This window comes from Achromobacter sp. FW305-C-30-7, assembly GCF_058783105.1.
Genome location: NZ_JBYSYI010000001.1, coordinates 215,457 through 227,247, shown reverse-complemented (window position 1 = coordinate 227,247; position 11,791 = coordinate 215,457). Strand labels below are relative to the sequence as shown.

8 protein-coding genes are annotated in these 11,791 nt (G+C 66.7%); 3 read left to right on the top strand and 5 right to left on the bottom strand.

Going from position 1 to position 11,791, the window contains the following annotated elements:
• Positions 1-18: 18 nt before the first annotated feature.
• The 3 genes from AC3WOB_RS01140 to AC3WOB_RS01130 form a co-directional block, all read right to left on the bottom strand.
• A complete protein-coding gene (locus AC3WOB_RS01140) occupies positions 19-2,487 on the bottom strand; it encodes a TonB-dependent siderophore receptor (RefSeq protein WP_013396793.1) in 2,469 nt (822 codons plus the stop codon).
• A gap of 196 nt (positions 2,488-2,683) precedes the next feature.
• A complete protein-coding gene (locus tag AC3WOB_RS01135) occupies positions 2,684-3,679 on the bottom strand; it encodes a FecR family protein (RefSeq protein WP_013396794.1) in 996 nt (331 codons plus the stop codon).
• Between the two features lie 11 nt (positions 3,680-3,690).
• Positions 3,691-4,197: an RNA polymerase sigma factor gene (locus AC3WOB_RS01130; protein WP_013396795.1), complete on the bottom strand. Its 507-nt coding sequence runs from the start codon at positions 4,195-4,197 to the stop codon at positions 3,691-3,693.
• 115 nt (positions 4,198-4,312) lie between these two features.
• Between AC3WOB_RS01130 and AC3WOB_RS01125 the strand changes: the two genes are divergently transcribed.
• The 3 genes from AC3WOB_RS01125 to AC3WOB_RS01115 all read left to right on the top strand — a co-directional run bounded on the left by AC3WOB_RS01125 (position 4,313) and on the right by AC3WOB_RS01115 (position 8,399).
• Positions 4,313-5,074: a uracil-DNA glycosylase gene (locus AC3WOB_RS01125; protein WP_013396796.1), complete on the top strand. Its 762-nt coding sequence runs from the start codon at positions 4,313-4,315 to the stop codon at positions 5,072-5,074.
• 275 nt (positions 5,075-5,349) lie between these two features.
• Complete coding sequence (locus AC3WOB_RS01120) at positions 5,350-7,122, top strand: DEAD/DEAH box helicase (protein WP_013396797.1); 1,773 nt, start codon at positions 5,350-5,352, stop codon at positions 7,120-7,122.
• Between the two features lie 89 nt (positions 7,123-7,211).
• On the top strand, positions 7,212-8,399 hold the full coding sequence (locus AC3WOB_RS01115) for a class I SAM-dependent methyltransferase (RefSeq protein ID WP_013396798.1): 1,188 nt from the start codon (positions 7,212-7,214) through the stop codon (positions 8,397-8,399).
• A gap of 38 nt (positions 8,400-8,437) precedes the next feature.
• Here AC3WOB_RS01115 and AC3WOB_RS01110 read toward each other — a convergent pair whose 3' ends face one another.
• Both AC3WOB_RS01110 and AC3WOB_RS01105 read right to left on the bottom strand, forming a co-directional pair.
• On the bottom strand, positions 8,438-9,538 hold the full coding sequence (locus AC3WOB_RS01110; RefSeq protein WP_013396799.1) for a tRNA nucleotidyltransferase/poly(A) polymerase-related protein: 1,101 nt from the start codon (positions 9,536-9,538) through the stop codon (positions 8,438-8,440).
• Positions 9,535-11,679 carry a lytic transglycosylase domain-containing protein gene (locus AC3WOB_RS01105; RefSeq protein ID WP_013396800.1) on the bottom strand — a complete coding sequence of 715 codons (2,145 nt, stop codon included), beginning with the start codon at positions 11,677-11,679 and terminating at the stop codon, positions 9,535-9,537. Before AC3WOB_RS01105 ends, AC3WOB_RS01110 begins: the two co-directional genes overlap by 4 nt.
• Between the last annotated feature and the right edge of the window lie 112 nt (positions 11,680-11,791).

The following is an 11,791-nucleotide window of genomic DNA, read 5'->3' as shown; positions in this document are numbered from 1 at the left end:
ACGCGCACCCGGCCGCCGTTAGAACTGATAGCGCGTGCTCAGCAGGAAACTGCGAGGCGTGCCGTAATAGTTGCCGCCGTTGTTGCCTGCCAGCGTATCGAAATAGCGCTTGTCGAACAGGTTATTCACGTTCAGCTGGAAGTCCAGCTGGCGGTTCACCCGATAGCCCGCCACCAGATCGACCACCGCGTAGGGTGATTGCTTGATCACATACCCGGCGCTGCTGGTCAGAGACTGCGTCGTGATCTTGCTTTGCGCGCGCACCGCTCCGCCCACCCGCCACTTTTCCAGGGCCCCGGGCAGGTGATACATCGCCGACACCTTGAACTGGTGCTGCGGAACATAGCTGGCATAAGGTTGACCGGATGCGCCATCCACGCCCCCGCTTGAGACCTTGGCCCGGGTGTAGGAATAGCCGATGCCCACATTCAGGCGCGGCAGCAATTCGCCATTGATGTCGATCTCCACGCCCTCGCTCTTCACCTCGCCGACGGCGCGGTAGCAATTGGTGGCCACGAAGCACGATGGGATGTCCGTGACGGCTTGCGGCAGGTTGGTCTGCGTGGTCGAGAACAGCGCAATGGCGGCGTTGACGCGTTCGTCCAGGTAGCTGCCCTTCAAGCCGATTTCGTAATTGGTGCCTTCCACCGGCTTGAGCACGGTGCCGGACGTGTCCAGGTAGTACTGCGGCTTGAAAATGCTGGAATAGCTGGCGTAGACCGAATGGTTGTCGTTCAGGTCATAGATCAGCGCGGCATAGGGCGTGAAGTGGGCATCTTCGCCAAACTCGCGCTGACTGCTCCAACTGCCCTGGGTCTGTTTATTGTCGAAATCGAACCAATCCATGCGGGCGCCCAGGATCATGCTCAACGGATCGGCCAGGCGGAAGCGGCCCGTGGCATAGAGCGAGCTCAACTCGGAGCGCTGGTCGCGGCGCCACATCGTGTCTTTGACGAAGTCCTGGCGGCGCATGGAATCCGGGTCCCAGGTAGAGGGGTCGACGCCCGAGACCATCAGATAACCGCCCGGCTCGTTCAGGTAGCTGTAGCCGTTGTCGAGCCAATGGTCGTTGCGGTAGCTCGCGCCCACCGCGATGTCATGCTCGCGACCAAACAGCGTAATCGGGCCTTGGGCGGACAGGTCGAAGCTGCGCTGCTTCTTGTCATAGTCGTAGCGGCCTCCCATTACGTCATACACGTTGCCGCTCAGCCCACTGTCGCTGGCGACGAAGTACGCGCCATCCAGCGACGATTTGCCATTGACGCCCCGAGCCGCCGCGCGCGCCATCCAGCCGTTGGCGAAGGTGTGCTTCAGCTCGGCGAACAGGCTGTATTCACTCTTGTCCCAATAGCTCCATGACGGCGAAAAGCGGCGCGACCGCCGGATATCCAGCGGAGTGCCATCCACGGCGGTGGGCACGCCCATCCATTCGGAGCCAGGGTTGTCTTCGCGATTGGAATGCCCGCCCAGCGTCAGGACGGTGTTAGCGGTCAGGTCGATGTCCACCACGCCGTAGTACAGCTGCCTGCGGCTGCTGTAGCCGTCGGTGAAATAGTCCCGCGACTGCTGCGACGTGACGAAGCGTGCGCGCACCGAACCGCTGTCGTTCAATGGCCCGCTGGCATCGAATTCGCCCGAAAAGTTGTTCCATGACCCCGCGCGCGCGGTGGCAATGAATTGCGCAGCGTCGGTCGGCTGCTTGCGCACAAAGTTGATGGTGCCGGAAGGGTCGCCCATGCCGGTCATCAGGCCAGTGGGGCCGCGCACGACTTCCACGTGGTCGTACATGGCCGTAGTGCTGTAGGTGGAGGTGTCCGTCTCGTACGACACGGGCAGGCCGTCCATCAGGAAGGTATTGATGGTGAAGCCGCGTGAGAAATAGCGCGAGCGGTCATTGCTCCAATGGTTGACCGTGACGCCGGTGGTGCTGTTGGCCACGTCGTCGATCGTCTGCATGGCGAAGTCGTCCAGCTTCTGCCGGGTGACCACGCTGACGGATTGCGGCGTTTCCTGGATGGTCAGCGGCAGCTTGGTCGCCGTGCTCATGGCGCCAGTGGTGTAGGAACCGGTGTCCTCGGTGATCGAGTTGCCCTTGCCTACGACGGTGATGGTGTTCATCACCACGCTGTTGGCGTCCCCTACGCGCGACACCGACACATTGCTGCCCGATCGTTCAAACGCCAGCCCGGACCCTGCCAGCAGCGCCCGCAAGGCCTGGTCCGGCGTCAGATTGCCCGCCACGGCGGGCGCCTGCAGCCCCCGCACCGTATCGGGCGCGTACGCCAATTCCAGCGATGCCTGCGTCGCCAGTTGCGTCAAGGCGCCTTCCAGCGACTGCGCGGGGATATTCACGGCCAGCGGCGCTTCCTGCGCGTGGACCTCACGTTGCGGCATGGCCAGCGCCAGCATCAAGGACAGGGCCAGCACGGTCAGCCCGCGCGTCGGCTCGGCCTGGCGCGATGTGGGTCCAGAGGGTTTACGGTTCACGAGACTAGCGTTCCTGGAGGGGTCTTGAGACAAGGCGCGCCAGTCAACCCATGACGGAGGATGCTGGCGCAGCCGCGGCATCGGATCGATGCCCTTGGGAGACAAGACGCCTGTCGCGGACAAATCCCTGATGGAAAAACGCGATTGAATAGTAACTATTCGTAATTGAACGGGCCGACGGGATGGCCGCAAAAAGCTAGCGGCGCACGATCAAGGCCGAGCCATCCGCGCCGCTTTGCACGCGCACCGGCGCGATCGCGGGCAGCAAATCCAGGAAGGCCCTGGGATTGTCGACGCTGAACACGCCCGAAATCCGCATCGCCGCGACGTCATCACCCGACACGCGGATCGGCGCGTGGCCGTAGCGGTTCATTTCGGAAACGGCTTCGGACAGCGGCACGTCGCGGAATACCGCGCGGCCGCGCTGCCAGGCCAGCACAGTCGCCACGTCCAGTTTTTCGGACGGCGACAAGCGCCCATCCTGCGCCGTGCGCGTGCCTTGCCCCGCCGTCAGCAGTACCTGGCTGCGGTTCCACCAATGGCCAGACTGGACCGCCACCGTGCCCGATTCCACGGCCACGCGCACAACATCGGCGTCGCGCCGGACATTGAAGCGCGTGCCCGTCACGCGGATGGTCACGCCGCCGGCCTCAACATAGAACGGCCGGCTGGCGTCCGGCGTCACCGAAAATGTCGCCTCTCCCGCTTTCAACTCCACCACGCGGCGGTCCGCGAGTAGCGCTACCGACAATTGCGTGGCGGTGTTCAGGTCGACGATGGACGCATCGGGCAGCGACACCTGCTGGCGTTGCCCCAACTGCGTTGCGTATTGCGCGGCGTAGCTGGGATCGCCCTCGCCCCATCGCGGCAACGCCACGGCCGCGACCACGGCGGCGGCGCCTGCAAGGACCAGCCCCGCCGCCAGGCGACGCCGCGGCGGCGCGCGGCGGCGGGATGCGGCTAGCGGCTCCTGCGTCAGCGCGCGCAACCGCTCTTCCCCCAACTGCGCGCTGGCATTCCAGATGCCGCGCGCGCGGCGGAACTCCAGGTCGTGCGAGGGATGCGCCCGCCGCCACGCTTCGAACTGCAGGCGCTCGGCCTGGCTCATCTGTTCCGAATGCGCACGGGCGAACCAATAGGCGGCCGCATCGCGGGGATCGGTCAGGGTGTCGGGGTCGATGGGGTCGGTCATTGCGCGGCGGATCAATCCGGGCAGAAGTGTTTCAGCTGTTCGCGGACTTCTCGGGTGGCGTCCATGATATAGCGCTCGACGGTATTGAGCGCCAGGCCCATCCGCGCCGCGACTTCGGGCTGCGAATAGCCTTCGAGCCGGCACCACACATAGGCTTGCCGCTTCTTTAGCGGCAAGCTGGCCAGGGCGCATTCCAGCGCGTCAGCCAACTGGCGAGCGCGAGCGCTGGACTCCGGGTCATGCCACTGGGCAGGGTCATCGGCGGCCCAGGCTTCCAGCGATACCTCATCATGCCGCGCCTGCCGCCGCATCTCGCTGATCAGCCGATTCTGCGCCGCCCGGCGCAAATAGGATTTGCCGTTGGATACGCTGCGGCTGCCGCCGCTCAGCAAGCCGGCCATCACATCCTGCGCGGCGTCCTCAGCCTCGCTGGGCCTTGAATTGCGCTTGGCCCACGCACCCACCAACTCGCCGTAGTGGGCGAGCCAACCTTTCAGGCTGCTGGGAGGACTGGACATGGCGGCAATCGCGGCGAATGCAGGAAGGCCGCAATATTAACAATGATTCTCAATTCGAATACAACAGCATGTCCACGAGACGGGCCACCTCACCCTCTATGCCAAAATCGCGCCCATGCCTACCGATAATCGCCTCGTCCCTGACGCCCTTGGTACCCAGACCGCGCAACTACCCGACGCCTGGGCCGCCGCCTTTACACCTGGCGCCGTCGCCGACGCGCTGGCCGCCGTGACCGCTCACGTGGAAAAGCGCCTGAGCGAAGGCGCGACCATCTATCCCGCGACGCCCTTCCGCGCCCTGCACGGCCTGGCGCCGTCGGACGTGCGCGTGGTGATCCTGGGACAGGACCCGTACCACGGCCCCGGTCAGGCCCAGGGGCTGGCCTTCTCGGTGCCGGACGACTGCAAGCGGCCGCCCAGCCTGCGCAACATCTTCAATGAGATCGCCCAGGAGTATCCAGGCAGCGGCGTTCCTGCCGGCAACGACCTGAGCGACTGGGCCGATCAGGGCGTGCTGCTGCTGAATACCGCGCTGACCGTGGAAGACGGACAGCCTGCGTCCCATGCCAAGCGCGGCTGGGAAACGGTGACGGATGCGTTGATCGCCCTGGTCGCCAGAGATCCCTCCCCGAAGGTTTTCATGCTCTGGGGAGCCCATGCCCAAGCCAAGCGGGCGTTGCTCCCGGACAACAGCGGCCACCTGGTCCTGATGTCCAACCATCCCTCCCCGCTTTCCGCCAGAAGGCCCCCCGTGCCCTTCCTGGGCTGCGGCCATTTCCTGGCGACCAATCAGTGGCTGACCAACCAAGGGAAAAACCCTATTGATTGGGGGCTGGACAAAAAAATAATTCCCATGCAAGGCGAATTCGGGTTATGATCGCCGCACTGCACAAAACGAGTTCGGCATTTACCGCCTTGATTTAGCGGAAGTTTTCGCAGTCTGCCGGGTAACAGCCCCGGCCCCATGCCGAACTATCATCGATTCCTGACCCCTTTCCTTTCGCCCTGCGTTCCACTCAGTACTAGAGAACGCGCCACGCGCATGGTTGATCCGGTCGGCACGATGCTCCATCAACCGTCGCCTGGATCCGGCCGCCTAATCCCCTGGCCCGACCAAGCACTGCGTCGCATTGATTGCGGCAAGGGAAAGTAATGTCTTTCGAAAACCTGGGTCTTGCGCCCGCTCTGTTGTCGGCCGTCCAAGAAGCTGGCTTCTCCACCCCCACCCCGGTCCAAGCCTCCGCCATTCCCCAAGCGCTGGCCGGCCACGACTTGATGGTGTCCTCGCAGACGGGTAGCGGCAAGACCGCGGCCTTCATGCTGCCGGCCCTGCATCGTATCGCCCAGATGCCCGCCAACAAGGGCGTCGGCGTGCAAGTGCTGGTGCTGACCCCGACCCGCGAACTGGCCCTGCAAGTCACCGACGCCACCGCCACCTACGGCCGCAAGCTGGCCGACCTGCGCACCGCCACCGTCGTGGGCGGCATGCCCTACGGCGCGCAGTTGAAGGCGCTGTCGCGCCGCGTGGACGTGCTGGTCGCCACCCCCGGCCGCCTGATCGATCACCTGAACTCGGGCCGCGTCAAGCTGAACACCGTGCACACGCTGGTGCTGGACGAAGCCGACCGCATGCTGGACATGGGCTTCATCGAAGACATCGAGACCATCGTCGGCCGCCTGCCGGAAGACCGTCAGACGCTGCTGTTCTCGGCCACGCTGGACGGCACCATCGCCAAGCTGGCGGCGCGCATGATGCGTGATCCGCAGCGCATCGAAATGGCCGGCGCCAAGGAAAAGCACACCAACATCACGCAAAGCCTGCTGTACGCGGACGATGCCAGCCACAAGATGCAATTGCTGGACCACGTGCTGCGCGACGCCGCGCTGGACCAGGCCATCGTCTTCACGTCGACCAAGCGCGGCGCTGACGATCTGGCCGACCGCCTGGCCGACCAAGGCTTTGCCGCCGCCGCCCTGCACGGCGACATGAACCAGCGCCAGCGCACCCGCACGCTGTCGCAACTGCAACGCGGCCAGCTGCGCATCCTGGTCGCCACCGACGTGGCCGCCCGCGGCATCGACGTGCAAGGCATCAGCCACGCCGTCAACTTCGACCTGCCGATGCAGGCCGAAGACTACGTGCACCGTATCGGCCGTACCGGCCGCGCCGGCCGCAGCGGTTTGGCCTTCACGCTGGCCACGCACTCCGAGCGCCACAAGGTCCGTCGCATCGAGCACTACATTGGCCAATCGATCACGCCTGAAGTGATCGCCGGCCTGGAACCCAAGCGCACCCCGCGTCCTTCGACCGGCGGCGGTGGCGGCAAGCCGTACGGCAAGCGTCCCGGCGGCGGCTACCAGGGCAACCGCGAGGGTCGTTCCTTCGGCGGTCCGCGTGGCGAATTCAAGCCGCGTGAAGGCGGTTACCAGGGCAATCGCGACAGCGCCCCGCGTGAAGGCGGCTACCAAGGCAATCGTCCGTTCGGCGACCGCCCGGCCCGTTCCTTCAGCGATCGCCCCAGCTTCGGCGACCGTCCGCAGCGCGAAGGCGGCTACCAGGGCAACCGTCCCTTCGGTGACCGTCCCCAGCGCGAAGGCGGCTTCCGCGGCGGCGACCGCGATTCGCGCCCCAGCTTCGGCGATCGTCCCAGCTATGGCGACCGCCCCCAGCGCGATGCCCGCCCGTTCAGCGAGCGCGGCCCGCGTGAAGGCGGTTTCCGTGGCGGCGACCGTGACTCGCGCCCCAGCTTCAGCGATCGTCCGAGCTTTGGCGACCGTCCCAGCTTCGGCGACCGTCCCCAGCGTGAAGGCGGCTTCCGCGGCGGCGACCGCCCCGAAGGCGGTTTCCGTGGCAAACCCACGTTCGACAAGCGCCCCGGCGGCCCCGCCAAGCGCTTCGCCAAGCCGGCTGATCGCCGCGGCTAATCGCCCCGCTTGAGCCCACCACAAACCCCGCGCCTGTCGCGGGGTTTGTTTTTTGGGAAAATGACTGCTTGTCCACGCACCACCCGACCATGCAACGATCCGCTCCCGCCAACCTGCCCGCCCTTGCCCCCGCCGCCCAGGAACACAGCGCCGCCGCCGCCGCGCACCTGCGCGCCACGATCGCCGCCCATGGCGGCTGGCTGTCGTTCGACCACTGGATGGCGCAAGCGCTGTACGCGCCCGGGCTGGGCTACTACGCGGCCGGCAACGTCAAACTGGCTGACGCCGACGGCGACGTCCGCGCCCCAGCCGGCGACTTCGTCACGGCGCCCCAGCTGAGCCCGCTGTTCGCCCGCACGCTGGCGCGCCAAGCCGCCCAGGTGCTGCGCCAGACGCAGACCGAGACCGTGCTGGAATTCGGCGCCGGCACCGGCGCGCTGGCCGAAGGCGTGCTGCGCGAACTGGATGCGATGGGCCTCGCCCAGACCCGCTACCTGATCCTGGAAGTCTCGGCTGACCTGCGCGCGCGCCAGGCCGAAAGGCTGGCGGCGTTCGGCGACCGCGTGCAATGGCTGGACGCGCTGCCCCAGAGCTTCGCCGGCTGCGTGCTGGCCAACGAGGTTTTGGACGCGATGCCGGTGTCGATCTTCCACTGGAGCGAGGCCGGCGAAGTGCTGGAACGCGGCGTGGCGGTGGATGCCTCGCAAGACTTCGTATGGCAGGACCGCCCCGCGCCCCCGGCACTGGCGGCCGCCGTCGCCGCCCGCATGCCGGCCCTGCCCGGTTACGTATCCGAGATCAACCTGCAAGGCGAAGCCTGGATCGCCGCCATGGGCGGCTGGCTGGAGCGCGGCGCGGCGCTGCTGGTGGACTACGGCTTTCCGCGCAGCGAGTACTACCATCCGCAGCGCGCGGGCGGCACGCTCATGTGCCATCTGCGGCATCACGCCCATGGCGATCCTTTCACCGCGCCGGGCCTGCAGGACATTACCGCCCACGTCGATTTCACCGCCATGGCAGACGCCGCGCTCGAAGCCGGCCTGCAGGTCCTGGGCTACACCTCCCAGGCCCGCTTCCTGATGAACGCGGGGCTGATGGATCTGCTGGCGCAACTGGATCCGAGCGACGTGCAGCAATACGCGCAGGCGGTAGCGCCCGTGCAGAAGCTCTTGTCCGAATCGGAAATGGGCGAACTGTTCAAGGTGCTGGCGGTGGGGCGCGGCATCACCGAACCCTTGGCGGGGTTCTCGCGCGGCGACCGGCTGAGCAAGCTGTAAGGGCGCGCAGCGCCCCTTCTTTCAAATCGGTCGCGGAATCACTGCGCCCGCAGGCGCTCCAGACGCGCTGCTCGGACCTGTTCCTTGATACGCGCGGGATCTCCGGCGCAGGCGCGGGCGATGACCCCGGCATCCACGCCGCGCACGGCCGCCACGCGCGACAGCCAAGCCGGGCGGTCCACGGCACGCAGCACCGCGGCCGTATCCAGCAGATCGACAAAGCGTTCCGGCTTGCGCAGCGCGTCGGCACGCTCCATCAGCCCCAACTGCGCATCGGCAGGGTCCGCGCCCTGCTCCGCGGCATCCAGCCCCGCCAGCACTTCCGGCAGCAGCCGCGCGTAATCATTGCATTCGGTAGGCACGCGCAGGCGGCGGCCCATGGCGTCGCGTTCTGGCGTCAGCCGGCACAGCAAGGCGTAGCGGCCCGGCAGCGATAGGTCTTGTGCGGCCGCGCGGTCCACATCCGCCGCGGTCTGGTCCACACCTTGCAGCTCGGGCATCACGCGCGCCAGCGCCCCGCATTGCTGGAGGATGCCCAGCATGCGCGACGGCGCCGCCGCCATCAGGCCGCGCGACAATTCCTTCCAGACCCGCTCGGCCACCAGCGCATCGGCCTCGCCGGCCTCGACCATGCGGCGGCACAGTTCGATGGTTTCGGGCGCCACGGAAAAATCGCCAAAGCGCGCCGCGAAGCGGGCCAGCCGCAGGATGCGCACCGGATCCTCTTCGAAGGCCTCGCCGACGTGGCGGAAGATGCGGTCGCGCACGTCCGCCGCGCCGCCCAGGGGATCGACCAGTTCGCCGTCCTGCGTCTGCGCGATGGCGTTGACGGTCAAGTCGCGACGGCGCAAGTCCTCTTCCAGCGTGACATCGGCGCCGGTGTAGAAGGTGAAGCCCTTGTAGCCCCGCCCCGATTTGCGTTCGGTGCGCGCCAGCGCGTATTCCTCTTTGCTGCGCGGATGCAGGAAAACGGGGAAATCGCCGCCCACCGGCACGAAGCCGCGGCGCGCCATGTCCTCGGGCGTGGCGCCGACCACGACCCAGTCGTGGTCGCCGGGCGGCAGGCCGAGTAGCGCATCGCGCACCGCTCCGCCCACGATATAGACCTGCAGGCCGTCGGTGGCCGGATCCCGCGTCATGGAATCGAGGTGCTTTCCGCGCCCAGCGGCACGATGTTGCCCAGGCGTTCCTTCAGGGACTGGGACTGGCCGGTGAACATGGCCGCGTAATAGACCGAGTTGGACATCACGTTCTTCACGTAGGTGCGCGTTTCGTTGAACGGGATGGTCTCGGCGAAGATGGCGCCTTCCACCGGATGCGTGAAGGTCGAGCGCCAGTTGTGCGGACGGCGCGGGCCGGCGTTGTAGCCCGCGCTGGCCAGCATCTGCGAACCGTTCAGGTCGCGCAGCACCATGTTCAGATAATTGGTGCCAAGTTCGGTATTGGTGTCGAAGTCGTTGACGCTGTCGGGCGTGAAGTTGCTCATGCCGATCTTGCCCGCGACCCACTTGGCGGTGGCCGGCATCAGTTGCATCAGGCCGGATGCGCCCACGTGCGAACGCGCGTCCATGATGAAGCGCGATTCCTGGCGGATCAGGCCGTAGACCCAGGCCGGGTCCAGCGCGATGGCGTTGGCCTTGGCGGTGACGCGGCCTTCGAAGGGCGCGATGAAGCGCTGGCTGAAATCGAACTCTTTTTCCGTGCGATCAGAAGTGTTGACCACGCGGTCGTAGATGTTCTCGGCGCGCGCCAGTTCGGCGGCGGCCATCAGTTGGCGGTCGCTCATGCCGCGCAGCGTGAAGTTCCATTCCGGCACGGCTTCGGCGCGCCAGCCCAGGCGGAAGAGCTGGATCGCGCGGCGCAGGCCGGGATTGGCGCGGGCCTCGGTGATTTCCTGGTCGCTGATGGGCGCGGGACGCGGCGGCACGGTGATGCGGCGGCCCAGTTCCTCGGCGGCAAGTTGGCCGTAGAAGTCGAAGCGGTCGGCGATGCTGGCGTAGGCGGTGGCGGCCTGTTCCTTGTTGCCGCGCGCGGCCTGGCCGCGGGCTTTCCAGTAGATCCAGGACGAGTCGGCCTGCTGCGAGGCCGGCATCTGGTCAATGGATTCCATCACCCACTTCCAGTCGATCTTGGGCTGGCGCAAGGCGGCGCGCACCTTCCAGGCGGCGTTGTACTCCGTCATGCGGATGTGGCCGGCCTCGTGGTACCAGTCGTCGGCGCGGCTGTCGAGATTCAGCGCGGCAACCAGCGCGTACTGGCCGCGGACCCAGGCCAGGTTCGACTTGGCCATGGACTTGGACCAGTCCCCGGACTTGCCCCATTCGCGGCGCAGGTAGGAATCGGCCACGCTGACATCGGAGCGCGCCAGGCGCGCCAAGGCGATGGTCACCAGCTCCTTCTCGTTGCGGCCCACGGGCTGGCGGCTCTGGCGCGTCAGCCACTTCATGGGATCCTTCATGAGCAGGTCATAGGTTTTCAGGTCGCCCGGCTCGAACATGTACTGAGCGAATTTGCGCGCGTCGGCCGTCTTGTTGGCCTCGATGGCGTCGCGCAGCTGGGGTTCCAGTTGTTCCCAGCCCATGATGCTGTCAGCGACCAACTGGTCGTACAGCGCCCAGCAGGCGCCGCCCGGCGCGAACACGGCCGCGGCCTGCGCCGCGTTAACGCGCTGCCCGGTCATGTGCTTGGCATCGAGGATGGCGCACTCGATCTGCGCATTGCTGTTCTTGACGGGCGCGAGCTTGCGCACGGTTTCGAAGTCGCCGCTGCGGGCGGCGGCCAGCAGCCAGTCGCCGCGCAAGCGGTCGGCCAGGTAGGCGTCGGAATTGCCGCTGATGAATTTCTGCAGGTCGGCGGTGGGCCGGCCCGTGGCGGGCGGGGTCCACAGCTGATAGCGCAGCAGCCAGTATTCGGGGTACATGCCCAGCGGGTCCGGCTTGGCCTGCGGCACCAGCGCGCCCAGCACGGACCACTGCTTGCGGTTCATGGCTTCGCGCGCTGCAACCACGGCGGCCAACGCGGGCGTCTGGGAAGTGGGCGGCAGGCCCGCCAGCACGGCCGGCGGCACGGAAATGGCGGGTTGCGCCGCCTGCACGGCGGGCTCGGGCTGGGTCTTGACGGACGCGCTGCGCTGTTGCGCATCCACCGGCGCACAGGCCGCGGTGAACAGCGCCAGCAGCGGCAGCCAACGGCGCAGGCCGGGAGCAGCTTCGGATGTGGCGGCGGGCCCGGATTTCCGCGCGGTTTTCTGATACCGTCCGGATTGCAGAGTCTGTGTCATGCCCTGTCCCTCATACACTGGCCTTGCCGTACGCCAGCATGCCGGCAATCCGCATTTTCGTCCGCACTTTCGCCCGCACGTTCGCCATCATTTGTCCATCCCTCTTACAGCC